General features: G+C 46.5%; 27 protein-coding genes. 13 read left to right on the top strand and 14 right to left on the bottom strand.

Annotated features, from left to right (window positions below):
- Position 1 precedes the first annotated feature (1 nt).
- Genes ACSAZL_RS19025 through ACSAZL_RS19035 form a run of 3 tightly spaced genes read right to left on the bottom strand, consistent with a single transcriptional unit; the run spans position 2 to position 3,385 of the window.
- Positions 2 to 1,756, bottom strand: coding sequence for a formylmethanofuran dehydrogenase subunit A (locus ACSAZL_RS19025; protein WP_440946140.1), 1,755 nt, complete (start codon positions 1,754 to 1,756; stop codon positions 2 to 4).
- The gene (locus ACSAZL_RS19030; protein ID WP_440946141.1) at positions 1,757 to 2,797 is read right to left on the bottom strand and encodes a 4Fe-4S binding protein; all 1,041 of its coding nucleotides are present in this window, start codon (positions 2,795 to 2,797) and stop codon (positions 1,757 to 1,759) included.
- An 18-nt stretch (positions 2,798 to 2,815) separates the two neighbouring features.
- Positions 2,816 to 3,385 carry an FmdE family protein gene (locus tag ACSAZL_RS19035; protein ID WP_440946142.1) on the bottom strand — a complete coding sequence of 190 codons (570 nt, stop codon included), beginning with the start codon at positions 3,383 to 3,385 and terminating at the stop codon, positions 2,816 to 2,818.
- Positions 3,386 to 4,653: 1,268 nt separating this feature from the next.
- Here ACSAZL_RS19035 and ACSAZL_RS19040 point away from each other — a divergent pair.
- The 7 genes from ACSAZL_RS19040 to ACSAZL_RS19070 all read left to right on the top strand — a co-directional run bounded on the left by ACSAZL_RS19040 (position 4,654) and on the right by ACSAZL_RS19070 (position 11,433).
- Complete coding sequence (locus ACSAZL_RS19040; protein WP_440946143.1) at positions 4,654 to 5,421, top strand: class I SAM-dependent methyltransferase; 768 nt, start codon at positions 4,654 to 4,656, stop codon at positions 5,419 to 5,421.
- 29 nt (positions 5,422 to 5,450) lie between these two features.
- Positions 5,451 to 7,091, top strand: coding sequence for an ABC transporter substrate-binding protein (locus ACSAZL_RS19045; protein ID WP_440946144.1), 1,641 nt, complete (start codon positions 5,451 to 5,453; stop codon positions 7,089 to 7,091).
- 114 nt (positions 7,092 to 7,205) lie between these two features.
- Positions 7,206 to 8,147 carry an ABC transporter permease gene (locus ACSAZL_RS19050; protein WP_440946145.1) on the top strand — a complete coding sequence of 314 codons (942 nt, stop codon included), beginning with the start codon at positions 7,206 to 7,208 and terminating at the stop codon, positions 8,145 to 8,147.
- A gap of 4 nt (positions 8,148 to 8,151) precedes the next feature.
- Positions 8,152 to 9,054, top strand: a complete 903-nt coding sequence (locus ACSAZL_RS19055) for an ABC transporter permease (protein WP_440946146.1) — start codon at positions 8,152 to 8,154, stop codon at positions 9,052 to 9,054.
- Complete coding sequence (locus tag ACSAZL_RS19060; RefSeq protein ID WP_440946147.1) at positions 9,051 to 9,986, top strand: ABC transporter ATP-binding protein; 936 nt, start codon at positions 9,051 to 9,053, stop codon at positions 9,984 to 9,986. Before ACSAZL_RS19055 ends, ACSAZL_RS19060 begins: the two co-directional genes overlap by 4 nt.
- Positions 9,962 to 10,669, top strand: coding sequence for an ABC transporter ATP-binding protein (locus tag ACSAZL_RS19065; RefSeq protein ID WP_440946148.1), 708 nt, complete (start codon positions 9,962 to 9,964; stop codon positions 10,667 to 10,669). The genes ACSAZL_RS19060 and ACSAZL_RS19065 overlap by 25 nt, the downstream gene beginning before the upstream one ends.
- The gene (locus ACSAZL_RS19070) at positions 10,666 to 11,433 is read left to right on the top strand and encodes a class I SAM-dependent methyltransferase (RefSeq protein WP_440946149.1); all 768 of its coding nucleotides are present in this window, start codon (positions 10,666 to 10,668) and stop codon (positions 11,431 to 11,433) included. The genes ACSAZL_RS19065 and ACSAZL_RS19070 overlap by 4 nt, the downstream gene beginning before the upstream one ends.
- 312 nt (positions 11,434 to 11,745) lie before the next feature.
- Here the strand turns inward: ACSAZL_RS19070 and ACSAZL_RS19075 are convergent, their stop codons facing one another.
- The 5 genes from ACSAZL_RS19075 to ACSAZL_RS19095 form a co-directional block, all read right to left on the bottom strand.
- Complete coding sequence (locus ACSAZL_RS19075; RefSeq protein WP_440946150.1) at positions 11,746 to 12,126, bottom strand: hypothetical protein; 381 nt, start codon at positions 12,124 to 12,126, stop codon at positions 11,746 to 11,748.
- A gap of 119 nt (positions 12,127 to 12,245) precedes the next feature.
- Positions 12,246 to 12,416, bottom strand: coding sequence for a hypothetical protein (locus ACSAZL_RS19080; RefSeq protein ID WP_440946151.1), 171 nt, complete (start codon positions 12,414 to 12,416; stop codon positions 12,246 to 12,248).
- Positions 12,417 to 13,250: 834 nt separating this feature from the next.
- Complete coding sequence (locus ACSAZL_RS19085) at positions 13,251 to 13,895, bottom strand: type IV pilin (RefSeq protein ID WP_440946152.1); 645 nt, start codon at positions 13,893 to 13,895, stop codon at positions 13,251 to 13,253.
- A 140-nt stretch (positions 13,896 to 14,035) separates the two neighbouring features.
- Entirely contained in the window at positions 14,036 to 14,896 is an 861-nt protein-coding gene (locus ACSAZL_RS19090) for a DUF5803 family protein (protein WP_440948906.1), read from the bottom strand.
- A gap of 245 nt (positions 14,897 to 15,141) precedes the next feature.
- Positions 15,142 to 15,399 carry a hypothetical protein gene (locus tag ACSAZL_RS19095; protein WP_440946153.1) on the bottom strand — a complete coding sequence of 86 codons (258 nt, stop codon included), beginning with the start codon at positions 15,397 to 15,399 and terminating at the stop codon, positions 15,142 to 15,144.
- Positions 15,400 to 15,506: 107 nt separating this feature from the next.
- On the opposite strand from ACSAZL_RS19095, the gene ACSAZL_RS19100 reads away from it, so the two are divergent.
- Genes ACSAZL_RS19100 through ACSAZL_RS19110 form a run of 3 tightly spaced genes read left to right on the top strand, consistent with a single transcriptional unit; the run spans position 15,507 to position 16,371 of the window.
- Complete coding sequence (locus ACSAZL_RS19100; protein ID WP_440946154.1) at positions 15,507 to 15,698, top strand: hypothetical protein; 192 nt, start codon at positions 15,507 to 15,509, stop codon at positions 15,696 to 15,698.
- Positions 15,699 to 15,736: 38 nt separating this feature from the next.
- Positions 15,737 to 16,042 (top strand): signal recognition particle protein Srp19, encoded by a 306-nt coding sequence (locus ACSAZL_RS19105; protein WP_440948907.1) that lies wholly within the window; start codon positions 15,737 to 15,739, stop codon positions 16,040 to 16,042.
- 59 nt (positions 16,043 to 16,101) lie between these two features.
- On the top strand, positions 16,102 to 16,371 hold the full coding sequence (locus ACSAZL_RS19110; RefSeq protein ID WP_440946155.1) for a hypothetical protein: 270 nt from the start codon (positions 16,102 to 16,104) through the stop codon (positions 16,369 to 16,371).
- Between the two features lie 23 nt (positions 16,372 to 16,394).
- Here ACSAZL_RS19110 and ACSAZL_RS19115 read toward each other — a convergent pair whose 3' ends face one another.
- The 3 genes from ACSAZL_RS19115 to ACSAZL_RS19125 all read right to left on the bottom strand — a co-directional run bounded on the left by ACSAZL_RS19115 (position 16,395) and on the right by ACSAZL_RS19125 (position 18,339).
- Entirely contained in the window at positions 16,395 to 16,718 is a 324-nt protein-coding gene (locus ACSAZL_RS19115) for a ribonuclease P protein component 4 (protein WP_440946156.1), read from the bottom strand.
- 83 nt (positions 16,719 to 16,801) lie between these two features.
- Positions 16,802 to 17,461, bottom strand: coding sequence for an MBL fold metallo-hydrolase (locus ACSAZL_RS19120; protein WP_440946157.1), 660 nt, complete (start codon positions 17,459 to 17,461; stop codon positions 16,802 to 16,804).
- 104 nt (positions 17,462 to 17,565) lie between these two features.
- Entirely contained in the window at positions 17,566 to 18,339 is a 774-nt protein-coding gene (locus ACSAZL_RS19125; RefSeq protein ID WP_440946158.1) for a TrmB family transcriptional regulator, read from the bottom strand.
- A gap of 332 nt (positions 18,340 to 18,671) precedes the next feature.
- Here ACSAZL_RS19125 and ACSAZL_RS19130 point away from each other — a divergent pair, with 332 nt between their 5' ends.
- From ACSAZL_RS19130 to ACSAZL_RS19140, 3 genes are read left to right on the top strand one after another with little or no spacing between them, the layout of a single operon-like run.
- Positions 18,672 to 20,933 carry a hydrophobe/amphiphile efflux-3 (HAE3) family transporter gene (locus tag ACSAZL_RS19130; protein WP_440946159.1) on the top strand — a complete coding sequence of 754 codons (2,262 nt, stop codon included), beginning with the start codon at positions 18,672 to 18,674 and terminating at the stop codon, positions 20,931 to 20,933.
- A complete protein-coding gene (locus tag ACSAZL_RS19135) occupies positions 20,930 to 22,075 on the top strand; it encodes a COG1361 S-layer family protein (protein WP_440946160.1) in 1,146 nt (381 codons plus the stop codon). The genes ACSAZL_RS19130 and ACSAZL_RS19135 overlap by 4 nt, the downstream gene beginning before the upstream one ends.
- On the top strand, positions 22,068 to 23,129 hold the full coding sequence (locus ACSAZL_RS19140) for a COG1361 S-layer family protein (RefSeq protein ID WP_440946161.1): 1,062 nt from the start codon (positions 22,068 to 22,070) through the stop codon (positions 23,127 to 23,129). Before ACSAZL_RS19135 ends, ACSAZL_RS19140 begins: the two co-directional genes overlap by 8 nt.
- Before the next feature lie 188 nt (positions 23,130 to 23,317).
- On the opposite strand, the gene ACSAZL_RS19145 is transcribed toward ACSAZL_RS19140, so the two are convergent.
- From ACSAZL_RS19145 to ACSAZL_RS19155, 3 genes are read right to left on the bottom strand one after another with little or no spacing between them, the layout of a single operon-like run.
- Positions 23,318 to 23,905 carry a TOBE domain-containing protein gene (locus ACSAZL_RS19145; RefSeq protein ID WP_440946162.1) on the bottom strand — a complete coding sequence of 196 codons (588 nt, stop codon included), beginning with the start codon at positions 23,903 to 23,905 and terminating at the stop codon, positions 23,318 to 23,320.
- A gap of 14 nt (positions 23,906 to 23,919) precedes the next feature.
- Entirely contained in the window at positions 23,920 to 24,966 is a 1,047-nt protein-coding gene (locus tag ACSAZL_RS19150) for an ATP-binding cassette domain-containing protein (RefSeq protein ID WP_440946163.1), read from the bottom strand.
- Complete coding sequence (locus tag ACSAZL_RS19155) at positions 24,953 to 25,771, bottom strand: ABC transporter permease subunit (RefSeq protein ID WP_440946164.1); 819 nt, start codon at positions 25,769 to 25,771, stop codon at positions 24,953 to 24,955. Before ACSAZL_RS19155 ends, ACSAZL_RS19150 begins: the two co-directional genes overlap by 14 nt.
- Positions 25,772 to 25,874: the final 103 nt, after the last annotated feature.

Genomic DNA, 25,874 nt, shown 5'->3' on the forward strand with positions numbered 1-25,874 from the left:
TTCACCTCTCACCGTTTACCTGTATGGGAGTCGGATTTTCCAGATATTTCTCTGGAGTCGGATAGTTGGCAAAGCCCAGGGTGTAGTACCTGAACCAATCCTTAACATCGACGAGCATCTCCTTTTCCCGCTCGTTTTCTACATGTACTTCGGAATAGTAAGTCCGTTTCTCAGGCAGGGAAACTACATCTCCTTTAACAACCACGATTTCGCCATCCTTCACGGTGTATTCTGCTTTCCTGAAGGTCCTGAGGAGAGCCTCGTAATTGTTTGCGTCAAGCTGCTGCGGGTTTATGTTGTAGACTGTAACATCTCCGTCTGCCCCCACACCCAGAGAGCCTTTTCTGTGGACCATGCCGATCGTCTTTGCAGGGTTGGCTCTGGTCAGGATCGCAAGGTCATAGAGGGAAAGTTCCCTGTTTACGCCCCCGAGCGCACTCCTGTCGTTTGCCCACTTGTGGCACTCACTGAAGGTCTGCTTCCTGAAAGCCTCGGACATGAGCCAGGTCATAACCTCAGGGTATTTCGTAAACGGTCCGCCGTTGGGACTGTCAGTGGTCATGATGGTCTTCCAAGGGTCATTGATAAGCAGGAGACATTCAAGCCCCATTGCCCACTGCAGGCTGTGCACCGGGTTGGACTTGAGATAGGTAAATGGAAGGACCCCTGAGCCGCATTCCATCTCAACGTCAGTGTTCGACCACTTGTTTCCTGTAAGGGTGTAAAGGTCGTGAATGGCAGGTCCGTCTCCGGTCATAACTGTTGCTTCTCCGAAGGGAGTGCATCCACTGTCGATTACCACATGGTCCCTGTTGTTGATGTAGTCAGCAATATCTTTAACACCGGATTCGCAGTCTGCCCAGGTTGTGCCTGCAAAACTGTTGAACATCAGGTGAGTGAGGTATACGGAACGGTCCCTTGAAGGATCCATTTTGGTTTCTGCCCATTCCACATCCATATTCTGCTTTGTTTTTACCCCATCGGGGATTTTGAGGGAATCCTTGGTAATCGTATAGCAGCCAGGGTGGCCCAGGTTGTTTGCATGCAGATGGACCGGCATTGGCATGCCGAGGGTTTCGTTGATCTCGGTAAGCCCTTTAATGACTTCTCTTGGAGTAATCTCGAAATGGATATTAGTCTCATCAAGAGTACTTACGTTTTTACCCCATGCCCAGTTTTCGACACCTGCAGGGTTGACGCATTTGATCCCATATGTCTTATGGGTTTTCATCATCCAGGCAACATATGCAGCAGCCTTCTCCATGTCCCCGTCCCGGATATAGCGCATCAGGAAGAAGTTGTTTCCAAGCACCAGGTACCCGCCCATGTCAAGGAGGGGGGTTGCACGCATCTCTTCATGAGTGTGGCGAGCTTCAAGAGGAGGAACAGCAGCTTCAAAAACAGTTGTATAGCCCATTGCTGCGTAATCGTACCCCTGTTTGTAGACCGAGGGGACAGTATAACCCGAACCTGAATGGGTGAGTGCGGTCTTCTTAAGATTTGCTTTATAATGGTCTTCAGGGCGCATCGACCTGCCGGCGTTGACCTTTGCACCTGCAACGTGGGAATGGGAGTCAACCCCTCCTGGCATAACGGTCATGCCCGAGACATCGATAACCTTTGCCTCTTTCATTTCGGCTGCAGAAAGCTCTTTTACGACTTTTCCGTCCCTGATGAAGATATCCATTTTCTCCCCGTTTATTTCGTTGAGGGGGTCAAAGACGTATCCGTTCTTGATTGCAATTGTTCCTGCCATTTATTCCACCTCTTTTTTCACGAGCCAGATAGCATTTACAGGGCAGATAAGGGCGCAGGCTCCGTCTGCTCCGCAGCGGTCCTGGTTTACGACCGAAATTTTTCCGTTTTTAACCTCAAGGAGAGCCTTTTCGTCCATATCGTTAAGGTATCCGGAGGCAAGTTCACGGTTATCGAGAGCGTTTACCGGACAGACAATCACACAGTTCCCGCAGCCCAGACATGCGGCTTCATCCGTTTCCAGGCGGGTGCGGAGCAGAGCTTCCGGAACAGGGACTTCAAGCAGCTTTTTTTCGAGGGGACCCTTTTTCTCCACATCCGGCAGAATTGCGGTTTTCCTGACATCAATGGCATCCACAGGACAGGAAACAGCACAGGCCCCGCAGTAAATGCAGGCGTCCGGCCGGTGACTGATCTTTTCGACTCTTTCTCCGGATTTAGCCTTTTTATTAAAAATAGCATTCGCAGGACAGACTTCCACACATGTATGGCAGGTCTGACAGACATTTTCATCCCGTGTCCAGCGTCCTTCAAAGGGTTTTTCCACAGAAATAGCACTCACCGGACAGACTGCGGCACACCAGCCGCAATGAATGCAGCATTCGGTATCAATGAGGGTCTTTCCGACCAGCTTCAGGCTCCCATCCCCTGAAATCTCCCGGGTTACCTCAATACAGCCTCTGGGACAGATATCTTCGCAAAGCCCACAGTGAACGCAATTCTCGTTTACTGTTGTTGGTTTCATGGCCTCGAAAAGATAGGATTTGTCGTTGAGGGTTTTTCCTTCCTGCCTCAACTCAAGAGCACCTGTGGGGCAGACTCTCGCACAAATTCCGCAGACGATGCAGTTTTCGCTTTCTTTCATTTCCAGGAAATCAGCATCCAGAAGCCCTCTTTCTATAACTCCCACGGCCCCAACAGCCAGGGTGCCTTTGGGGCATGCCTGTACGCAAGTCCCGCAGCCAATGCATTTTTCAGGCTTGTAGACCAGCTGCCGGTCTTTTTTTTCGGAAAAGACAGACAATCGCATATCATCTTGCATTTTGCTTACCTCTCAGCGTTATTCTGTGCATCCGCCGCACAGCAGCTCATTATCATGTTGAACGAACATTTCACCGCACTTTTTGCAGCACTGTATCCTCTTTTTCTTCCTGACCGGAACTTCCAGGTCCACAGGTTCCCAGGAATACACCTTTTCCCCTGCGGCCAGAAGGATGGGCACGACCTCTTCATGGTGAAGCTTTTCAGTGTTCAGGTACCAGGCGTGGAGTTTTGGATAGTTCTTTGTCTTCTCAGGGTCGAGGATGATCCTGACACCTTTTATGCCGTGAACTCCTTCAGGCGCCTGTTTGTTTACCGTAACCGCCATCTTCCCCAGGTTATTGATCTTCAACCCGTTGTTTCCGATGGTAGCCCCGGCAAGGACCTGGAAGGGATCAGGCATGCAACTTTTAGTTTCACAGGTCACGTATATGCGCTCCCCGTCCCGGACATCGAGCTCCCTTCTTGCAATATTAAGCATCTGGATGCCGATTAATGCCCCTGAGGTCAGGAAGCCGTGAAAGGGGACGACCTTTTCAATCTGCGAAAGCAGCTCAGGATCCTTTACCTGCTTTAGAATTGCTTCCATATTGGATTTCTCTGAATCTGAATTTTTATGCAATGTATACACCGCCACAGGTTTCACCGTTATGTTTAAATAAACATAACGACAGAGATATTGAAGTCAAGACAGAGTAAATGCCAGATAGATGTGTAATCTGGAGAGTTATTATGTAAATTTCAACATAACACACAAGGATACACTGTACTTATAGTTGACTTCTTCTGGACAGAAATTTCTCGGATTTAGTTGATTCAGACGACGAAACTCCAGTTAAAGGGATGAAACTCCCTGAGGGATAAAACCCCCTCTTAATTGGCAGAGGAATCGGAAAGAAACCCAGCCATACTTCTGCAGCTTCCAGATATGTAGAGCTTGACATATCTATAAAAACGGAAGACAAAACTTTTGCGCTCAAAATATATAAACAGGTATTTTATAAAATTATCGATTGAGAAAAGATTCTCCCCAAATAACAGGAAAACAAGAATTAAAGCTCTAAAAGGCCTTTTCTCAACGAAAAAACAGGAATAGAGGATTATTTCGGAGCAATGGATTGAAATAATCCGGATTTTGTGGTCCCGCCCTGGAATCTTTTGTTTTTCGATTCTATTTCTTGCAGGGCTGAACTCGTCTAATCTACAATGCAAAAAAATAAAGGAAAAAAGCAGAGTAAATGAAGAGAAACAAAGACTGAAATATCCGCCACTTTGACCTGTTTAGTTTTTTTCCGTACTCACAAACGTCTACGGCATCTGCCATTTTCTAACTACTATTTTCTTCGTTCTTCCTTTCTCTTTTTTCGCGGGGAAGACCGCTCTCCTGCGTCTCTTTATTTTACCGTTGTTTTTAGTTAGTCCTCTTGAGCGCAGCGAAAAGGACCTCGTGCTGTTGCACTTGCAGTGCAACTCCCAGAAAATTTCCGATTTCCTGTGATCCCGAAGCGAAACTTGGGCTGCAGAGCCGCAACTCTGCCGGGATAGAAACAATGTAAAGGCAGAAGACCGAAGATCCGGTGGCCTCAATAATGAACTGTCCAGATTCTTTAACCTATCATGAGGGAAAAAACTGAGAAAGAATTCGGATAAGGCCTGCAGTAAGACCTTCACATATCATTAATACCCCAGGAATCAGTAATACCTTTGAAAGTAGTAAGATCTTCACAAATTTCATTACTCTTTTCGTAACCACCATAACGATGACACTACAACTTAATACTACAAAAATAGATTTTAATTATAATTAGTGTTACAAAATAGAAAATTATTAATTATAAGATAGGCAAGTACTGGTTGATGTCTTCTTCAGAAACCCGGATCAAAGAAATGGTAGCCCATAAATGGGACCTCGCATCTGAGACGTTTGACACTCATGTCGGGCACGGAATCCGGAGTAAAAAAGAAAGAGATGCATGGAAACGTGCTTTTCGGGAGGTTTTTCCGGAAAAGGGCTTGAAAATCCTTGATGTCGGTTGCGGGACAGGAGAGTTAAGCTTGCTCTTTGCGGAAATGGGGCACAAAGTTACGGGAATTGATATTTCCAGAAAGATGCTAAAGACCGCAGAGTCAAAAGCTGAAGCCTGCGGGGCCGAAATAACTTTCAGGGAGGGAGATGCAGAGAACCCTCCTTTCATGACCCCTTCTTTTGATATCGTATTCAGCCGTCACCTGCTCTGGACCCTTCCGGATCCGAAAAAGGCTGTGGAGAACTGGAATCGGGTACTCCGAAAAAATGGGAAAGTTGTGATCATCGACGGAGTATGGGACAGAGGAACCCTGGGAGACAGGGCTCGTAGAAACATAGGCGCCTTTTTGACCCTGCTTCTTGAAAGGAAAGACCCCCGAAAAGGACACCCCGGATATTCCGAGGAACTCAAATCCAGGCTCCCGCACGCCGGAGGGGCTCCGCTTGAAAAAGTAAAGGAGTACCTGGCAGCTTCAGGTTTTGAGGAAGTCCGGACTTTGAACTTGAAAGAGGTCCGGCAGGCCCAGAAAGAGAATATGCCTTTAGGCGAACGGATTATGCGCAATTATCAGTATTATCTCATCTGCGGCCGGAAATAAAAATCATCAAAAACAGTGGAGATTCCGAAATGAAGAACAAAAATTCCCCCCTGCTTATATTGTTAATTATTCTGCTGACCTGCGCCATCCTGATGACTTCCGGGTGCAGCAGTACGGAAAAAAGCGACGCAAAGGAAGCAGTTTCCGGGCTGGAACTTGCCTCCGGGGCAGATGTTGCCCCCCAGGCGGAAGGAAAATCCGAATCGAACACTCTTGTACTTGGAGAGATGTGGGAAATAGATTCAATTAACACTATTGACGGGGACGGCGGGACGCTGGTCTGCGAGAAAGCCGCGGTAACCGAGACTCTCGTCGGAGCAAATGAAGATTTTTCCCTGAGGCCCGGGCTTGCAACTTCCTGGGAACAGCTCGATGAAAATACCTGGGAGTTCAGGCTAAGAGAAAATGTTACTTTCCATGACGGGAGCCCGATGACTGCAAATGAAGTCAAGTTTACCCTGGAAAAGGTCATTGGAGCAAACCCGAGGGTCGATTCCATGCTCAAGATAGACTCCATGGAAGTAGTCGACAACTATACCCTCAAAATCAAAACCACGGAAATCAACCCCATCCTGCCCGGAATTCTCCACTACCCCGATACTGCCGTAATAAGCCCATCTTCTTTTGACAAAAGCGGAGAGTTCGTAAAACCCATCGGGACAGGCCCGTATAAGTTCGAATCCTTTGATGAGCAGACCAGAGTCCTCACGGTCGTCAAGAACGAAAACTGGTGGGGAGGAGAAGTAGGGCTTGATGCGATGATCCTTAAAGGAATCCCTGACCCGAACACAAGAGCAATGGCAATCGAAAACGGGGAGGTTGACTTTACCGTTGATGTACCCTACAGCGAAACGGACCGGATTGATGCCATAGACGGCATTACCGTGGAGAAGTATAAGACTCCCAGGGTTTACAAGCTCGACGTCAACCTGAAACATGAGCCTCTTGAAGATGTCAGAGTCAGGCAGGCGATGTCCTATGCCATTGACAGGTCCGGGATCGTGGAACACGTGCTCTACAATGTAGGAGAAGCTGCTGCAGGCCCCTTCCTCCCCACAATGGTCTGGGCAAATCAGAGCCTGAGCCCCTACACCCGGGACCTTGAAAAAGCCGATGAACTCCTGACAGCCGCAGGCTGGGTGGACACTGACGGGGATGGGATAAGGGACAAAGACGGAGAACCCCTCAAGCTCAACCTGATGACCTATTCCGCAAGGCCGGGCCTTCCCCCAATGGCTGAAGCTATGGCCGCCCAGTTGAAGGAGGCAGGCATAGATGTGGAGACAGAAGTAATGGAGATGGGGTCAATCAATGACAGGAAAGAAAAGGGCAACTGGGACCTTTACCTTGCCGCCTACAACATTGCAATGGTTCCGGACCCCGAATATATTCTGACAAACTGGTACATGACAGACGGACCTGACAATGCCCCCGGCTATTCCAATCCGGGAGTAGACACCCTGATTACGGAAGCCAGGAAGATAACGGACCTGGAAGAGCGCTACAAGAAGTTCAATGAAGTCGAGGCTATTGTATATGACGAACAGCCCATGATCATTGTGGCTTACTACGGCTGTGCAATTGTAAAGAAGGACTATGTAAAGGGTTATGTTTTCGACCCTACAGCCCACGACTACCGCATAAATGCAGAAATGTATCTTGAGAAGTGAAAAGAAAGGAGTCTCGAAAGGGTGCAGGTTTCGGGCCCGTACCCTGAGTTTCCTTCCACTCAAAGTAAAACGGAAAGAAAGGGGATTTGCTCACTGTTCGCATGAGGAGGAAGCATGAAATATTTCTTGAAAAGGGCAGGTTTCATGGCACTTACGCTTTTTGCAGCCTGTGCTCTGACTTTTTTCCTGATGAATGTGATTCCCGGAAGTACAGCTGAGCTAATCATCAAGCATACTTTCGTGGGGCTGGAAGAAAGCGTAACCGAAGAACAGATTAACCAGATCTCAAACCGGTACAACCTTGATGATCCTCTTTACCTGCAGTTCTTCAGGTGGGTAAAAGAAGCCGTATTGAGAGGGGACATCGGGACTTCCTATGTCTTTAAAAAACCGGTTCTTTACCTTCTGGCTTTGCGGCTGCCTGCAACGATCCAGCTTGCAGGGGCAAGCATGGTTCTTTCAGTGCTTGTGGGAGTAAGTCTGGGAATTTATTCTGCCCTCCGGGAAAACCGGATTTCGGATCACATCCTCAGGATTGCAACGCTTTTTGGGGTTTCAATGCCCGGTTTCTGGGTGGCTCTGCTGCTTATCCTGATATTTTCCCTGAAACTGAAACTTGTGCCTGTGTCAGGGTACGGGAGCCTGGAAAACCTAATTTTGCCCGCTGCAGCCCTGTCCCTCCATTCTGTTGCTGCGGTTATGAGGGTCACAAGGACAAGCATGCTTGAAACCCTGGGACAGGAATACATCCGGTTTGCAAAAGCAAAAGGGCTACCCGTATGGAAGATCATAAGCCGGCACGCCCTTAAAAATGCCATGCTTCCCGTCATCACGGTGATCGGGTTTCAGATGGGAAGCCTGCTTGGAGGAGCAGTTGTGATTGAAAAGATCTTTGCCTGGCCGGGAATAGGAAGCCTGCTTGTGGACTCAATCTCGGCCAGGGATCTGCCCATGGTCCAGGGCTGCGTGCTTGCCATTGTTACAATGTTCCTCCTCGTGCATTTCTTTGTGGATATGCTCTATACGCATCTGGACCCACGGATAAGGTACGGCTGATACTATGGATAATGCATTTGCTGACAGGTTAAGAAAAAAAAGTTTCCTGCTGCCGGAAGCTTACGAAAGTGAATTTGCAAAAAGAATCTTTCAAAGAAAAGATATGCTTTTTGCGCTGGCAGCCCTTTTTCTTTTTGCCGGGCTTGCCCTTTTTGCTCCCCTGATTTCTCCTTACGACCCGAATGTCATTGACCTGAAGAACAAAAACCTTAGCCCATCAGGAGAGCACCTTCTTGGTACCGATTACCTCGGGAGGGACCTGCTCAGTAGAATCCTGGTAGGGGCCCAGACTTCTCTTTCCATTGCCTCGGGAGTGGTTCTTGTTTCCCTGTTCCTGGGAACCGCCGCAGGATGTGCAGCAGGCTATTACGGAGGGGTTGTGGACGAAAGCGTCTCAAGGGTTATAGATATCTTCCTTTCTTTTCCAGGGGTTATCTTTGCCCTTACCATTATGGGAGTGCTCGGGAGCGGGGCATTCAACCTGATGCTTGCCCTTTCGATTGTCCACTGGGCAAAGTATGCAAGAATGATGCGGGGACAGGTCCTTTCCATCAAAAAACAGGAGTTTGTCCTTTCCGCCGTAACAAGCGGAGCCGGAGACCTCCGTATAATCCGCAAGCATATAGTGCCCAATGCCATCGCCCCTCTCCTGGTACTTGCCACAATCGACTTCGGGCACGTAATCCTCTCAATTGCCACCCTGAGTTTTCTTGGAGTGGGGCTGCCTGCGGATGTTCCGGAATGGGGAGCAATGCTTTCCGCAGGAAAGGAGTTCATGAGGACAGCTCCTTACCAGACGATCTTTCCGGGGCTTGCCATAACCTTCATCGTGGTCATCTTCAGTATCCTGGGAGACGGTATGAGGGATCTCCTTGACCCGAACCATGACGGAGGGGAAATATATTGAGCCTGCTTAAAATAAGAGACCTATCAATAGAGTTTCCTGCAGGGGAAGACAGCGTAAAAGCCGTATCCAGGGTCTCTTTTGATGTCAGGGAAGGGGAGACTTTCGGGATCATAGGAGAAAGCGGGTCAGGAAAATCCGTAATCGGGCTTGCCCTGCTCAGGCTTCTTCCGGCAAATGCAAAGGTTTCAGGAACCGTCTATTTTCAGGGCAAGGACCTTTTTTCCCTTAAGCCTTCCGAACTCCGGAAAATCCGGGGAAAACGCATCTCGCTCATGCCCCAGAACCCGGCCGGAGCCCTTAACCCTGTCCTGAAAAACGGGGTTCAGGTGAAGGAGGTATTCGAAGGGACGGAAAGAAAGGAAGGGATGAAAAAAACCCTGAAGCTCATGAAACAGCTCTTTTTGAGAGACCCTGAAAAGCTTTGTAGCCTTTATCCTCACCAGCTGTCCGGAGGTATGAGGCAGCGGCTGATTGCCTGTATGTCCCTTTCCTTCGAGCCCGAGCTCCTGATAGCGGATGAACCCACAAAGGGGCTGGACCCCGAGGCAAAGGAAGGAGCGGTGGAGCTTTTCACTAAAATCAAAAAAGAGTATGGAAAGACAATGCTCCTGATCACCCATGACCTTGATCTGGCTCTTGAGATCTGCGACCGCATAGCTGTGATGTATGCGGGAGAGATTGTGGAGCTGGACCGGGCTTCAAAAGTCCTCGGAGCACCCCTTCACCCTTATACGAAAGGGCTTGTCCGGGCTCAGCCCAGAAACGGGCTTGTCCCTCTGAGCGGGCAGAGCCCGAGCAGGATAAAGCTTCCTGAGGGCTGTTTTTTCCATGAAAGGTGCAGGTACTCAGGGGCCGAGTGTTCCAGGAAGCATCCTGAAATAAAAAATCACAAGGGAGGCTGGATCAGGTGCCACTTCCGGTCCTTGCAGTAAACGAACTGGCAATGAGGTTCGGGACTTCGGAGGTATTCAGGAACGTCAGTTTCTCGGTATCCCGCGGAGAAACCCTGGGACTTTTCGGAAAAAGCGGGTCAGGAAAAACCACTATTGGCAGATGTATTGTAGGGCTTGAAAAACCCACAGGGGGAGAGATCCTGGTCCAGGGGGTGGATATCCTGGGCATGGGCAAAAAAGAGTTTCGGAAACTGCGCCCTAAAATCCAGATGATTTTCCAGCACCCTGAAACTTCCCTTGACCCTCGTATGAAAGCCTTCGAAAACCTTATTGAGCCCCTGAAACTTCATTCCGGGCTTAAACAGGACGCCCTCCTGAAAAGAGGAGAAGAACTGGCAGAACTTACAGGTCTCCGCCCGGAACACCTTGCCCGCTATCCGGGCCACCTCAGCGGAGGAGAGGTCCAGAGGATAGTGCTCGCCAGGATCATGGCTTTGTCTCCTGATTTTATAGTCGCTGACGAGCCCACTTCCATGCTTGACGTCTCAGTCCAGGCTCAGATCCTGCGCCTTATGCAGAAACTCCAGAGAGAAACAGGAGTCTCATACCTGCTGATCTCCCATGACCTTGAAGTGTTAAGGAAAGTCTGCCACAGGATCGCCTACCTTGAAAACGGGACTATTACCTCAATTGAAAACATGAACAGAGGCATTAAAACATGACCATTCAGGAAAACCAGATCAAACAAAATATTGCTCGTATCTGGGATGTCTCATCCGAGACCTACGACAGCCAGCAGGGACACGGAATTCAGAGTGAAATGGAAAGGGAAGCCTGGAAAAGTGTTTTTAAAAGCCTGCTCCCCCCGGGAAGGTTAAAGGTACTGGACGTAGGATGCGGGACCTGTGAAATCGGACTGCTGTTTGCGGAAATGGGACACCACGTTACCGGCCTTGACCTTTCGGAAAAAATGCTTGCAAAAGCCAGGGAAAAAGCATCAAAAAAAGGGTTTGACAGCGTATTCGAAAAAGGAGATGCAGAAAACCCTCCATTTGAGGAAGGCACCTTCGATGCTGTTGTCAACCGCCACCTGCTCTGGACCCTTCCGCACCCCGATACCGCAGTTACTAACTGGAAAAAAGTGCTGAAGAAAGGAGGGGTACTTATTGTTGTTGACGGGGTCTGGAATGACGGGACCCTTGAAACGAAGGCAAGGAGGTTTGTGAGTGATTTCTGCACTTTGCTCGCCGAGAGAAAGAATCCCAGAAAAGGGCACTATTCCAGAGAGATAAATGATGAACTTCCTAACCGTCACGGAGTCCCGCCGGAAAAAACGCTCGAATACTTTAAGAATGCAGGTTTAAAAAATGTAAAGGATCTTGATCTGAAAGACGTGAGGGAAATCCAGAAAAAGAAGATGCCGTTCCGAAAGCGGATAGCCTATAACTACGAATATCATTTAATCTGCGGGAGAAAAATAAATTGAAGAAAAAAGTAGAAAAGAGCGGAAAAAATGAAAAAGCCGGGCTTAACAAAAGAATTTATAGTTAAAGAGGGCTTACGTACCTGAATCTGGGTAAAGTAGCATGAAATGTCAAAGAGTCTGGATCACACTATGACGGATCTCATCTATTCGGATCCAGTCTATGACAGATCTTCATGCTTTATCTTTGTTCCCCGGGAGCGTAAATTCCTCAGGAACCTGGATTATTTTACACCCGGATTCTTCAGTTTATTTCATAGTGCAGTTATTCGGTATATTTTACAAGTCAACTCTCACGGTTTTCCGCATCAATCCTCAATGGTTGTTTCTCCATTTATTATAATTTGCTTCCCATTTCCTGTGATTGCTTTCCCATTTGTTGTACTTGCTGGACCACGCGGAATATTTAGATAGCCAGGCATTATATTTATTTAACCAGCTGTTATACTCGTTGCCCTTTTTCTTCTTATCCCACGTCTTCTTCTCTGCATCCCATTTTTTCTTCTCGTTGCTCCAGGTGTTCTTCTCCTTATCCCACGTCTTCTTCTCTGCATCCCATTTTTTCTTCTCCTGGTTCCATTTGTTGGCATCATTTGACTCTGCACTTACTGACGCAGCTGTAAGTGACATTACAAAAAAGACCAGTGTAAACATACACAGAATCTTTTTTAACCTATCAAATGTCAGTTTACCCATATGTTCTAACCCCCTAATTTTTGTGATATTTAATACAATTTGGTACGTTTTTGAGTGGTTTTCGTCTCTTAGGACTCCATCTCACAGGACCCATAGGACTCATGGATATGCATATGAGTTCAAAAAGAAAGCACAGACAATTCTGTCACAAATACTACGGTTTCGACATTATGGAGTCTTATGCTACCGTTTCCCCAACTCAGAAGCATATAGTCCTGCTTTGCCCCGATTGTCTGGCCGACTATCCGCCGGCTGACATTCCTGAAATTATCCGGGTAAAATAAAAGCATACTTATAAAAACATGGAATTTTAGCTGGATGAATTTATAAAATAAGCTTTATAATACGTTTAGTTCGGGATCTGATTTTAAATAACGGGATTAACCCTTATCGAAGCCCTTAAATGCCCTATGTTTGAACAGGAAAGTGGAGAAAAGACTCAAAGAAGTAAATTTTGAGGTCCAGGATAAGAATTTAAATTCAGTATCAATTGCACATATGAAACAAAAAATCAAGTACAATAGAGATTATGACCTGACGTCTTACTTCAACTGGTAATTATTAATTCAGTAGAATTTTCATCCCCTCAGATGAGGCAGACTGAAGATAAAAGCCCGGAATAATACCAGTGAAGCTTTTTAGAGAAATTTGTTCCGGAAACTCTAATGTTAAAGAGAATTAAATAGCTGGATAAGGAAAAAAATGTCCCTTAAAGAGTAAATCTGAAATTTAACCCAGGAACGGACCTGAAAAAGAAAGCGTACACTTATTTTCAAATCCAGATACGGAATCCCTGTAAGAAACAAGCAGAGTTTCCGACCAATATCCTTACGTCCGGCACCGGAGACCAGGAGTTTGACAGACGGACAGGGCAGTGGAGCTGCGAGTCCCATCCACATTCCAGGCAGGCAGTTTTCAGTGATGCGCATGAACGAAAAGAATACGATGATTATTACTGAACTTCCTTACTGAACTTCCGGAAAGCATTTTTTGCTCCCGGACCGAACTCAACGGAAACTCAATCTTATTACCCGAATGCCAGACAATTAAACGGGAAATTAAAAAGGATCTGACCTTGCCATTTTTACATTATCGTTTAATTTCCGACCGCAGTTTCTGAGATGTCAATCGGCGAGTTTGACAATAGCTTTTCTTTTGGCAATCACATTTCTGCCTTTATTGTCAACAACCTTCAAAGTTATTTCAGTACCTGCTTTAAAACCGTAGTTGTCAGAAGTGCTATAGTCCCCGTCCACACCCACTTTTACGCTGGATTCTACAGCCCCTACTGCACTGTCCTGTCCGCAGAGCACAAGCCTTTCTCCGACATCCCACATGCCGTCTTCAAGAGTAGCGCTGTTGTGAACAACGTAGCAGGTGGAATTTTTTCCTCCGGGACCCAGGTCCCTGTAGAAGACGGAAATGTCGCCTGTTAGAGAACCCTGCCCAAAAACAGGCCTGTAAGAGTTCCCATACCCGTAAATCCTTATCGAGACAGAATCTAACGGGAGGGGATCTCCTCCTTCATGCATGAGGACAATCCGATTTTCTTCAAGCCGGGCTCTCTCAGCCGTCGGCCCAACCCCGTAAAGTCCTCCTTCACAGGATTCAAGAGTTATTCTTGCCATAGGATATTGAAAATTTGTCCTGCTGCCGGAGAGATCAATGCTGCTGGCAATTGCGCCCACAAACACAAAGACTATTAGCAGAAGGAGAAGGGAACCGACAACAGGAGAGAGACCTTCGGGTGTAGATTTTAGAGAATGCAAATTTCTATGCCGGAGACTTCCCCACTCCTTCACATTGGTATAATACGTCTAACTTGAATAAATAATTTAGTATTAGACGAGAAATAGACGTCTTTTGAGAAGAACATGCTATAAAAAATAGTGAGAATATTTATCCCGGATTATTTATTTTTCCGACGTCCTTTAGTTTCATATTCCTTTTCGAGTTCAAAAATCTCCCGAACACTTTCAAGTTCTTTTTTGCTTCGAGAATAACGCGAAAGCACCAGGCCAACCCCAAAGAGCAGAGCTACAATTGCAGCGAAGAAATACATGGGTGCGGATTCGGCATAGTATTTAACCTGAATAGCTTCTTCCCGTTCTCCCATTCTGGAGGAGATCCACAGAAGGGTCTGCCTTCCTTCCTCATCGAAGCTTACGTCATAAGGTTCGGGTCTTGCTATCCCGAATACCCTGTTCCCTGTGACAAAACCTACCGGAAGAACCACCCGGATGAACTCGGAATCAGGTTTCATAAAGGTAAAACTCTGAGTTCCCGGGGTATCAAGGGTATATGCAATAAAACCCGTGACAGGTTCTTCAAACTCAAGGTTTATTACCTTCATGTTCCGGGCAATTTCCTGCGTGAGTGTATAATTGAGATCCGAAACGTTGCTGCTGTTTGCAAGCCGCATAAAAGTTTTTGAACTTGCTACGGTTTCATTTGCAGGCTCCGCCAGAAGCACCAAATTTCGAATAGGCTCCTCATTGGACCCGCCGCCAAGGGAATCAGGAGGGAAAATTTCAAGCTTGCTGCTATTTATGACAATGTGGACGACCTGTACCTCGGTTTTGTCTTCCAGAATATAATATGTGGTGGTATTTGCCGGAATATTATTATCCCAATCATCCAGGAAAACCTCAAATTCATAATTCGAGATATTGCCTGGCTCATCCAGAACGATCTCCTTTTTTTGATCAATACAGCCCGACATGAAGACCACCAGCAGGGCAAGGAGCATAAATATACTTTTTGTTCTCATTTTCACGGAAAATTCTCCCTTGGACTTGAAGCGATCTCTTTTCAGCCTGCAGTGATTTTCCTCTTGATCCTCTTAATGGAGATTTCCCCCCATACAGAGAGAAGCTTGCAGGGTCTGTAACAGGTCAGCCTTTATCCTATGCTCTCTCTTCTTAATAAACAAAACGGATAACCTCACAGAAGAAAAACACAAAATAGCTTCGGTTTAGCTGACAGAAAAGTAAAAGCTTATTATGTAAGAATAGTTCAGGTTTCCGATTCTCCCGAAGCATTCAGATACCTTTCTACCATAGGCCAGTCGATTCTTTTGATATATTTCGCCTGAAGTTTGGAAACGTAAAGAACATTACTTCCAACAAGGATTTTCATGTCAGAGGGCTTGGAGGAAGATTCCCCGAGCGGGAGAAGCACAGGGCCGTCCGGAGAGGTGGAAAGCCTGAAGTCCTGCCCACTCTTCCTTATGTAAGCTCTGACCTTTTCGTCAATTGAAAACGCCGGAATCATATTAATACACCGTGCAGAAATTGTTCGGGGAAGATAAATAGTTACAGGTTATCATTACGGATTATTATATCAGGAGAAAACCCGGGACCTTCATATTAATACTTACATTGGGAAAAAGAACTATTGGGAAAAAGAACTATTGGGAAAAAGAACTATTGGGAAAAAGAACTATTGGGAAAAAGAACTATTGGGAAAAAGAACTATTGGGAAAAAGAACTATTGGGAAAAAGAACTATTGGGAAAAAGAACTATTGGGAAAAAGAACCTCCGGAACTTCAGAAGCTGCCGGGCAGTTTTAAATTTGATGAAAGCAATTTAGAACGAAGATAGCATGATGATGAAAGACAGGGGAAAACTTGTAATCTGGCCTGCGTACATCGACCAGACCAGATCCAGAAGCAGTGGAAGGATAATCTCTCGAAAAAATGCCGTAAAGGAGCCACACCTGAATGAGATTAAAGAAGCTGCAAAGCAGCTGGGCCTGAACCCAGAAGTGGAGCCTGAAAAAGCCTATCCCAAATCCTGGTGGGAGGTCAGCGGGAGAGTTCTCGTGGACGATAAGGGACCAAAATCCGTTATTGCAAAGCAGATCGCATTAGAAATAAGAAAAAAGAGAGGGCAGGGAGTACCTGCAAAAACATGAATTATAATGCTGAGAACTAAAAAGAACGTTTATATCATTTGAAAACAAAACCAGCAGATATGTCTGAAAATAACAAAAAAATACTGCCTGTCATAGATAACGGATCAGGTAGTCCCAAAAATGTGGTCCATCCCCCATACAAAGAAATAAATCTCGGATGCGGGTGCGGAGCTGCTTCCTGTGCGAACTGTCCCGGAGCCCTTGGGATGAAGGCTGGATCGGAGAAGGATGTAGTTTACAGAAATGTTTTTGCATACCTTATGGTTGTAGTAGTGATCCTAATTGCTACCTACGTTGTAAAAGAAGTGTTGACAGCGCTGCTTATTTGACCTAAAAGGTAGCAGCATACCTTTTACCTTAACCTTTTGTAAGGATATCTCATTTCTTTTCCGCATTGCTCGCAGGATATGACAATATACCCGTCCTTCAACCTGTAACGGGCGTTACTCCCGGGTACCAGGAATGAATAACAGTGCTTGCAGATCCTGCTTTTAATCTCCCTTGGGATGCTAATCCTGTTCCTCATAGATATATTTCTTATAAGCCGCACGTAATGCCTGCTGCGCTCAGGGTTTTCCGGAAACTCGGCTTTCGCAAGCTCAAAAAGTCGCCACATACGCTGGACTGCTATATTCTGAATAAGGTTTTTTTGCTGTTTCCTGGCTGCTTTAGGCATTTGTAGATCTATCCTGGTATTTTTACTGGAACGGTAATCCTGCTTCAACCCTTTTTTCAAGAAGTAAAAATTAGGAGTCAAGCTCAGAAGTCAAGGATAATTACGTTAATATCCGGGTTCTTGCTGTTCACAAGAGCTTTAAACTTTTCGGGATCTCCATCGAGTCCTTCCGAACCGTAGTGCATGGGAATGACAGCCTTCGGAGAAATAGCTACAGCTGCCCTGGCAGCTTCTTCTTCATCCATCGTATACGTCCCCCCTATGGGCAGAAGAGCTATATCGGCCCTGATAGTCTCCATCTCAGGGATAAAATCCGAATCTCCTGCATGGTAAATCTTCAGCCCGCCTAGTTCTACGATGTACCCAACTCCAAGTTCTCTGGGATGGTAGGGTTTGTCAAGGGTATAGGCGGGAACCACCTCAATTCGGATCCCTTTGATCTCAAGCCCGTCAGCAAGGACATCCCCTTCAGCAACCCTCCTGGCATCGCCTCTGAATTCAAGGGAACAGCTCTCAGGGATCAATGTGGTTGTGTCCGACCTCCGGACCTTCCGTATATCTTCAGGGCTGCAGTGGTCAAAGTGCTCATGCGTAATGAGGAGAATATCTGCCCTGTCATCAAAAGCCGGCTCCGCACCTATCTGATACGGGTCGATATAGATTTTTTTGCCATCCCCTTCAAGCAGAAAACCGGAATTTCCAAACCATTGAATACTGACGCCTTCAATTTTTACATTATTCATATTTATACACCTGCTAACTCTGTTCCCCGTATCTGTGAAAAGAGCCCTGTTAGAGAACGCTATTTTCGATCATTTAAGGTTTTCAGACAGAGTTTAGATCCTTTTTAATGAAGATCCTGTTTAATAAAACTCGGCTCAAGCACTCTGTCATAGATCATCTTCTGCATATAACAAACAACCGGGAGCTTGATTACGACTGCTTCTCTTGTGTTTCCTGCACTGTGGACCCCTATTGATTCCTTTCCGTCCGCAATCATAAAGAATTGTTCATCATACTGAACCCCATCAATTACTATATTACTTATGAAGTCAGCAAACTCTTTTGTAGTAACTCTAAACTCAAAGGGCAGGGATTTGAACATTTCCGGATCATTCACAATAAGAGTTAAACGGCGGGTTTTTTCCAATTTTTTAAGGTCTGCCTCAAATTCCTGCAGAAACTTTGGGCTGGATGAAAAAACAATCAACTCTTCCTTAACCCCGCTGAGAATTTCATGAATCCTGTTTTTAATTCCCCACTCACTCTGGATACACCAGACAGGAGAAGTCTTAGGAAGTTCGTAACTCAATTCATTGAGCTGGTCGAGCGTCTCTATTGCACAGTTGATGAATTCGTCTTTTATCTTGCCTATTACATGCTTGGGATCGACAGCCCGGAAATAGGTTGGAGAGCCCTGGCGGACTTCCAGATAACCCTTTTTTGCCAGCAGTTTGAGGACTTCGTATATCTTGGCTCTCGGCACATTAGTAAGTTCGTGGACTTCCCGAGCTGTAGCCTCTTTCAGGCTAACAACCCCGACATAGGCTTTTGCCTCGTTTTCAGTCAGCCCTAACTTCTCCAGATTACAAATTAACTGAGGATTAAGTGGCGAAAACATCTGTTACCCCTAAAGTAACAATAGATTTAAATCTTTTCTACATATAATACCAAGCAGATAGAGAACAGTAAATAACTATTCATACAGTAAAGAAACAAAAAGATGGATATTAATAAGCCTTGAGGGGTAGTTAATAAGCCTCGGAAGACAAATCTCCAGCCCGAAGGAAGAACTGTCGGTCAGGATATGTATCAAGGGCTCAAAATTGTACTTCATACTGAAAATTATGAGGGGAATCCACTATTAAAAATGCTTTTGAAAAACTGGGATTTTTTGTTCAGAATAACCGTTTTTCCATACTCCTGGTAGCTTTCCTGTTTATAGTCATCTCAATGCAGGGCGCGCAGAAAATAGAGATGGCTTCAGGAACAGAGACCTTTGTAGGGAAAGACTCCCCTCTTTACCAGGACTACGACCACCTTTATCAAAAAATATTCCAGACGCAGTCGATTGTGGTGATGGTAGAGGGGAATGAGGTTAAAAACGCTGAACTGATGAAAGCCATTGACAGGCTTGAACATCAGGTCCAGGATACGGAAGGGGTCATAGAAACCACAAGCCCTGCTTCCCTGATCAAAACGGTTAATTACCAGATGACAGGAAGATACGTGATTCCCGAAAGCGATGAAGAAATCGAAGCTATCATAGATCAGAACCCTGATATCTTCAGCCAGATCGTTCCCGATAATACACATGTATTGATCTCGGTGGTTATGGCCGGCTCCGCCAGTGACACTGCACAGGAAGACATCCTTCATGCTACTGAAGATGCAGTCTCATTTGCGGAATTTCCACCTTCTTACACCATTATCGTCACAGGCGATCCGGCTTTCAGCGTCAACATGAACGCTGAAATGAATTCAAGTATGGGCATACTGCTGGGGCTTTCCGGCATTTTCATGGTTATCGTACTTTTTTTCGTATTCAGGCACGTCCGCTGGGGGCTTCTCCCTCTGCCGGTGGTTCTCCTCGGGATCGTTTACACCTTCGGAGCCATGGGATATATAGGGATTACTCTGTCCATGGTTTCTATGGCTGCGTTTCCAATCCTTATAGGCGTGGGGATAGACTATGCCATCCAGTTCCACAATAGACTCGAAGAAGAACTGCAGAAAAACGGGGGTAAAGGAAGAGCAGTTGTAGAAACCATAAAGAACACCGGGCCTGCCGTTTTAATAGCTCTGGGGATGACAGGGCTTGGCTTTGTTTCGCTTTTTACATCCTCGGTGCCAATGATCCGGGACTTTGGAAAACTGCTCCTGATAGGCATCATTATGTGTTACCTCTCGTCCATATTTGTAGGAGTCGTAACAGTCTCGCTCTTTGACAAATATTCGAAAAAAAATCCTTTAAGGAAAGTTGCTCAGCGGATAAAACCGGCAGGGATAGGGAAAAAGGAGAAGCTGGAAAAAAAGAGATCAGGACACAGAAAAGAAATACTTCTCCAGAAAACTACGGACTTGACAATCAGATACGATATTATTGTACTGGGGATTGCGGGCTTGCTCTGTCTTGGGGGTCTTTATGCCGATCAGTCCGTAGCTATTCAAACTGATGTCGAAACCTTCGTGCCGCAGGACATGCCTGCCCTTGTAGATCTCCAGCATATGGGAGATATCATGGGCGGAACTGATGAATTAAACCTTATCATCAAGGTTGAGGATACCGCCAACCCGGATGTCCTGAAATGGATGGACCAGTTTTCCGAGCATGAAGTTGAAGGCAGAAAGCATATTTACAGCGCATCAAGCATCGTATCCCTGGTAAAGGAAAAGAACGGGGGAACAATTCCCGATACCAGCCAGGAAGTAGAAGAGATCTATGCCGAGATCCCGGAAGCGCAGAAAGAGCGCTACATGTACGGAAAGAACATGCTTCTCCTGAACTTCAACATAGGAAATGCGGTTTCGGATATTAAAGTTACAGGAATCCAGGAACTGACAAATATTGTCAAGCAAGACATGCAGTGGATGCCTGCCCCACCGGGCACGACGGTCACGATTACCGGGAATAACGTTGTATTTACAGAGGTCATTACCGCCCTTACCAGCGGGAGAGTAGCAATGACCTTCCTGGGGCTTGCTCTTGTGCTGGCAGGGCTTTATGTGATTTACAGAGACTGGCTGAAGGCGATAGTCCCCATCATCCCGATGTTCATAGTGATCGGCTGGTCAGGCGGAGTCATGTACTACCTTAACATCGAGTACACTCCCATGACAGCAACTCTTGGGGCTCTGATTCTCGGAGTTGGGTCTGAGTATGCGATCCTTATGATGGAACGCTATTTTGAAGAAAAGGATGCCGGGGCAAGTCCTATGGAAGCGATCCATATGACCAGTTCCAAAATAGGAACTGCAATCATTGCCTCAGGAGCCACTACTGTGTTCGGGTTCCTGGCCCTGGTTGCTTCCCCCTTCCCGATGATCAGCAATTTCGGAAAAGTTACGGTTATAGATGTCATGCTGGCTCTCCTGGCAACCTTTGTAGTCTTCCCGCCACTTATAGTCCTGCTTGATACCTGGAGGGACAAGAGAAGAGGAGCCGTGACGGTAGAAAAAGAGACAAAAAAACAAATTCAGGGGGCAGAAATATGATTCAAGCACCCGGAAAAACCAGACAGAAAATACTGAGAAAAACTTCCATAGTTGTATTAATCCTGCTAATAGTCTCAGTCACTGCATTTCCAGCTCTCGGAGATGATGATGAAACCGACTTCATTATTCCTGACTATGGGTACACCGTAGACTATTACAGGAGTTACGGAGAGCCGATCCTGCAGGCATCAGTCACAGGAAATCCCGAGTTAAACAGGGGAGAGACTGCAGACCTGCAGATAAAAATTGCGAATAAGGGAGTTATAGAAGGTTTTCAGAGGCTGAACGTAAATCAGACCTGGATAAGCGATTCCTCTGAAGAAAAGCTTGCAGTGGCGGAGATGGAAGAAGAAGAAGAAGAATGCACAACAGCAAAAAACATCAATGCCTACCTTGTTTCCGAAACAGAGTATATTGAGATCGAATCTGCGACCAATATCCAGAATGTGGAAGAGCTTGAAACAGGGGATACCGCAAACCTCCGGTACACCATAAGTGTCGACAGCGATACTCCTGCCGGGAATTATGTACTCCTTCTACCTGTAAGCTATGACTACCAGGCGAATGTTCGGACTGCAACCGGAGAAGTAATGAACCTGGGGCTTACGGATATGGAATATACCAGAGAATATAAAACAAAAACAGAGACGCTCAGAATACCTGTTTCCATAAAAAGCGAACCGAAGTTAGAGGTAGCAGATGTTACCGGCACTCTCAAACAGGGAGAAAATAGAGTCATTGAGATTACCTATACCAACACAAGAGAAAGTGTAGCGCAGGACGCAATGGCCCGAATAATCGTGATGACCCCCCTGAGCACGGAGAAGTCCATAGTGAGGCTCGGTGACATAGGACCCGGAGAGAATAAGACTGCCAGCTTCGAAATCGCTGCAACCGGAGACGCTACCGTAAAAAACTACGGAATCGATAGCGAGATAAAGTATGTTGATGAAGACGGAGAAACCTCCTTTTCAGATAACCTGAAAGTACATGTGCCTCTTGAAGCCGCCGAGAAAAAAATCAGCACAACGGGCATAGCAATTATACTGATTATCCTTATCGCCCTTTACCAGATCGTAAATATGCACCGGAAAAGAAACCAGAATGATGATGAGAACGCGTCAGGTGATGAGAATGAATAAAAATGGACTTTTTGCTACTATCACAGCCCTTCTGATCCTTTGCTCTGCTGCCCTGCCCGCGCAGGCAGCTTTACCCGAGAACTTCGATATCAGTGAGAACTATTACACCGTCTACGGAGGGCCTGACCTTGATGCAACACTCGTTGGAGACAACGAATATTCAAGGGGAGATACGGTAACTCTGAACATAAACATGATGAATAAAGGCGCAGTCACCGGATTTAAGTCGGAAAGTGATGTAGATCTGGGAGACTATACCGAGGAGATGCTCCAGCAGACTGAAATGCAGTACGAAGCACAGGCCGTAACAGCCATAGGCATCCTTGCAACCCTCAAGTCAGATGACCCGAATATCAAGGTGAAATCCGGACCTCAGGAAGCAGGCACCCTCAAACAGGGCAAACAGAGCTCCAGCCCGACAAAATTCACCATTGAAATTAACAAGAACGCCACAGCCGGAACTTATCCCTTAACCCTTGAGCTTTCATACATGTATCAGAATAATGTGCAGGTTGGTGGAGACGATTTTGACAGTACCGTTGGGCTTGTGACAAACAAGGAAGTAGGCATCTGGTACGAAAACAAGACCCAGACCAGGACCATAGAGGTACAGGTCAAAAAAGAGCCTTACTTTGAGGTAACGGAAGTAAAGGGAGACCTCTATCCGGACGAAGGCGGACTGCTCTATGTTACATATAAGAATACGGGAGAAGAGCCTGCAAAGGATGCAACCGTCAGAGTCAGTGCAGGAGACCCCTTCAGTACAACCGATGACCAGTCTTACCTCGGAACCCTGAACCCGGGAAAAACCGCTGTTGCCATTTTTGATATGGATGTGGACGAGGATGCAACCCCCAAACCGTATTCCCTTAACAGTGAGATCCTCTATGAAGATGCTGACGGGCACGACCAGGTCTCAGACAGCATAAAGATCAATACAGAAGTCCTGGCTGCAAAAAAAGGCCTTCCGGGATACCAGTTTGGAACCGGGATCGCATTCATGGTTCTTGCTGCCTGCTTCGTCCTTTTCAGGAAGAAACAGCAGAAAGACTGAGCAAAAAGCTGGAAACCGAAAAACGGAGAAATCAAGCAAAAGGTGCCTGTAAATCTAAGTCTTACAGGCACACAGGTCCTTTTTGATTGCAGATCTTAAACTGAAGATCTTGATCACAAATTTTTGTTATTTGAGTACAGATCAAAAATACACAGGATATGAAGAGAAATATTCAGTCAGAGAGACGTTCAGTCTGGGAGACCGGCCTTTTTCAAATCCGGGTTTGCGGACTCTTTTCCTCCGACAGCTTTTGCAACCATTACTTCAGTGGACTTTATGACCGCATAAATCCGGTCTCCGGGCTTTACATCCAGCTTTTCCACGGCCTCCTCCGTAACTACGGAGGTCAGGACTGAAGGTTCCAGTTGAATAGTGATCTTGGACACAAGCCCGCTTTTCTCTACGTTAAGTACCTTTCCTGGAAGCTTGTTTCGGGCTGAAAGTTTGTAACCCACGTTTTCCCAGGAGGTCTCGTCTTCTACGGCTTCATTAATCAGTTTTTTGTTCGCATCGTATTCAGCCAGCAGTTTTCTTCCGAGGTCGGTCAGGAAGGTGCCCTGTTCTTTCCCCCCGCGAATAGTAATTACCGCCGGCTCGCCGAGAGCTTCATTCATTTTTTTGAGCATCATCCAGGCGTGCTTGTACGAGATTCCGAGTTTCTGGCAGGCTTTCCGAAGGGATCGTTCCTCATCAATTGTTTTCAGCAACTCGGCTCTGCCAGCACCCATAACCGTTCTTCCATCTTCAGTAAACCAGAGCTTTGTTTTCGCTTTCACAGACCTTCACCTTTTCAACGGAGCACATGGACAGAACTTGCCTTGAACTGGGCATAGACCTGGACATCCGGAGAGATTCCCATCTCTTCTGCCGACTGCCGGGTTATGAGGACGTTCAGGGGGATCCCGCAGTCGACTTTCACCCGCACGAGAGCTCCAAGTACCCAGACTTCCGTAACCCTGCCCTGCAGAGAGTTTCTGATGCTGGATTGTGTGGAGGTTTTACTTAAAGCTATGTTTTCGGGCCTCAGGAAAGCATATACCTGGTCTCCTGCCTCCATGTCTCCTGAAGCATCGATCACTACTTCTCCGGCCTTGATCCGGAGCATCCCCTGATCGGCAGATATGACCCTGCCTTTCAGCACATTCTCAAAACCTACAAAACTGGCTATCTGGGTATTAACCGGTTTTTCGAAGATCTCTTCAGGAGCCCCCACCTGCATAAGCTTTCCATCCATTATGACTGCAATCCTGTCAGCCATTATGCGGGCTTCAGTCTGGTCATGAGTAATATGCAGCACGGTCAGTTTATTCTTTTTATGGAGAACCGAAAGCAGCTCCCTGGCATTTTCCTGCGTACGGGGATCAAGCGCACTCAGGGGCTCGTCCAGGAGCAGAATTTTAGGATCAGTAACAAGGGCTCTTGCAAGGGCTACTCTTTGCTGTTCTCCTCCTGAGAGTGTCAGAGGGTTGCGGTCAAGAAGATGTGCGATTTTCAGGTCCCGGGCAGTATCCAGAACCCTTTTCGGGTCTTTTATTTTTTTCATCCGCATCCCGAACTCGATGTTCTTTTTCACATTCATGTGAGGAAAAAGCGAGTAATTCTGGTATACAAAAGCGAGGTCGTGTTTTTCCGGAGGCAGATCGGTTACTTCTTTTCCGTCAACCAGGATCCTTCCGGAATCAGGGACATGAAAGCCCGCGATCAGTTCGAGCAGGAGGGTTTTTCCGGCTCCGGTAGGGCCGAGAATCACAAAATATTCCCCGGATTCAACCTTCAGGCTAAGATTATCCAGGGAAAAGTTCTTCCACTTCCGGGAAAGGGATTCAATCTCTATCATATATACTCCAGCCTGCGGAAAGGATTCTTATCACAAGGAATATCGAAAGCGCGACCAGTATAAGCAGTACGGCTATAGGCCTGGACGCCGAAAGCCCGTAGGAAATAAAACGGTCATAAATAAGCGTGGGCCCTATCATCGGGTAGTAGGCGATAATTACAACTGCCCCAAACTCACTTATAGCCCTGGCCCAGGTCATGACCGAACCTATCAGGAGGTGCCTTGCCGAAAGAGGGAGGGTTACAAAGAAAAAGGCTTTCCAGAGAGGAGCTCCCAGAGAACGGGCTGCATTTTCAAGCCTGGGGTCCACACTTTTGAAGCCTTCCCTTGCAGAATTTGCCAGATAGGGCATGGATACGAAAAGCATTGCGACAACAATCCCCGGAAGAGCATCACGAAACTGGATATAGGGTTCAAGGGGCCCGCCGATAAGTCCCCTTGACCCGAAAACCGTGAGTAGGGCGATTCCTGCAACCGTATGCGGGACTACAACCGGTACATCAATTATGCTCTCAACCAGCCTTTTCCCGGGAAAATCGAACCTTGCAAGAATATAACCTGTCGGGGTTCCGAGGAGGAGAGCAAGAAGTGTTGCAAGAAAACCCGCATAAAGAGAGAGAAAGATAGAACTGATAACTGAGCGGTTTCCTGCGGCATTTACAAGACCTGAGAAATCCTCCAGGATTTGACTGAAGATCATATTTGAGAGAGTCAGAAAAATAAAAAGAAAAAGTACCAGCAATAGAAGGGAGAAAACGAAAGTCAGAGGCTCAAATTTACGGGTTTTTCGGTTTGTGGCTTTCATTCTTATACCTTTTTACTGCCGTTTTTATTATTAAGTGATTCCCCGGGGTCTTGCTGCCTGACGTTCAGCTCAGTTGTTTGAAACAGCTTTTCGGACCCTGGGA

The organism is Methanosarcina mangrovi (assembly GCF_052057765.1).
Classification (GTDB): Archaea; Halobacteriota; Methanosarcinia; order Methanosarcinales; family Methanosarcinaceae; genus Methanosarcina.